The following is a 1,905-nucleotide window of genomic DNA, read 5'->3' on the forward strand; positions in this document are numbered from 1 at the left end:
GACAGACTGTCATTCTTGACAATGCTACTTTTCATAAGTCTGGTAAGATTATCGAGCTTGCTAGAGGAGTTGGTGCAGAAATTTTGTATCTGCCGCCGTATTCTCCAGATTTCAACAAAATTGAGCATCATTGGTTTGCTATAAAAAACAGAGCTAGGAAAAACATTCCTCTATTCGAATCCTTTCGTCGTGCTGTTGATTCTGCCTTCCTATGACCTGTTCGAACTATTATGAGAAATGCTATAAATGCAAAATTTCAATAGTCACGGGATGCACCATGAGCTAAAAGCAACTCCACAAGTTCTTGGCAGTTATCAACTGCACAGTCCAGTACTGTATTCCCTAAATTATTTCTAGCGTTAACGTCTGCATTGTGTTTTAGTAGCGTCCTCGTTATATCAACCTTTTGCCTAATAACAGCCAAGTGTAGTGCAGTGTTGCCATCTTTATCCTTAGCATTAACATCAGAACCTTCTCGAATAAGGCATCCTGCAATATTGTAGCTCCCAGATAAAGCAGAGTAGTGTAATGGAGTTCTACCATCTCTGTTCTTAGCATTAACATTAGCACCCTTATTGATTATATACTCTACTATTCTTAAATCTCCACTAAAGGTAGCCCTATAAACAACGCGGTGTAACGCTGTTTCGTCATACTCATCCCTAACATTAACATTAGCACCTTTTTCAACGAGGCCCTTTACTACATTTAATTCTCCACTCTCAGCAGCAAAAAATAATGGGGTTTTGTATTGTGCATTCCTAGCATCAATATAAGCGTCTCTATTGATTAGGCATGCCATTATATCTAATTCTTTGGTGTAAACAGCTACATGCAGTGGAGTATTACCACATTCGTCCCTAGCGTCAATATTAGCATACTTTTTGATGAGATATTTTACCATATCCAACTCTCCATTTTGAGCAGCAACGTGCAATGGAGCCCAGCCACATTCGCCTGTAGCATTGATGTTACTACCTTTAACAATCAGGTATTTTGCTATATCCAATTCTCCAGCGTAAGCAGCTGAATGCAATGGAATATTACCATATTTGTCTCTAGCATTAGTGCTAGCACCTTTATTGACTAGACATTTCATTACATTCAAACTCCCACTCCTAGCAGCAATATGCAACAAAGTTTGACCGTGATTGTCCTTAACATTAACAGTTTTTACAAATTCACCAGAGTAATGTTTTTCTATATGTGCTATTATTGCACTAATTGCTTTACAATCACCACTTTCAGCAAGCAAGTGCAAAGGGGTGCTTTTCCTTATAAACAGTGGTCCTCCATATACATAAGATGAGTTAAAGTAAAAGTCATCAATCAACTTACCGTATTTGCTTGCATATCCCCAAATAGAGACAATATGACTTATATTGTCTTGTGCTATATTACCACCGTTTATCAATTCTAGAGCTTTTCTCAAAATTTCTTCTTCTCGGCCTTCTTTTTGTAATTTTAATCTTGTTACTTCCTGCACCAGTCTGTGAATGTTTACTACTCCTTCACTTAAGTTAACCATCGAATATCTATCGAGTAACTCAACAGCACCCCGCAGTTTGTCTTCATCATTTGCTATTAATTTTAAAAAGATTTCTTCTATACGAATCTTGTCAGGAGCAAGATAAGCCATTATCTCCAGAATATTCAACGTTTCACAGCCGTATTCTTTTTGTATATGTGTCATCGTAATGGTACAAGTTATTGAAACTGCTTCAGCATAACAATCTTCATCTTTACAAACTCCTTCTTTAAGTGGTTTTCCTGTGTACCGTTGACACTCCTTTAAGTAATCACTTATCTCAAGTCTTCCATAACCTCTCAACTTTGATTCTTTATTTTTGTTGCGAATGTACACTACCACTTGCTTTAAAGCCAAGGGCAAATACTGCAGCTTTT

At 37.3% G+C, this 1,905-nt stretch carries 2 protein-coding genes; one reads left to right on the forward strand and one right to left on the reverse strand.

Going from position 1 to position 1,905, the window contains the following annotated elements; translation table 11 throughout:
* Window positions 1-215, forward strand: a 215-nt coding sequence (locus tag ACIPNH_RS03525; RefSeq protein ID WP_400771539.1) for a transposase, incomplete at its 5' end; no start/stop codon positions are given.
* A gap of 41 nt (window positions 216-256) precedes the next feature.
* On the opposite strand, the gene ACIPNH_RS03530 is transcribed toward ACIPNH_RS03525, so the two are convergent.
* Window positions 257-1,905: ankyrin repeat domain-containing protein (locus ACIPNH_RS03530; protein ID WP_400771762.1), on the reverse strand; the 1,649-nt coding region annotated here is incomplete at its 5' end.

This window comes from Wolbachia endosymbiont of Drosophila barbarae, from assembly GCF_044752445.1.
GTDB classification, from domain to species: domain Bacteria; phylum Pseudomonadota; class Alphaproteobacteria; order Rickettsiales; family Anaplasmataceae; genus Wolbachia; species Wolbachia pipientis.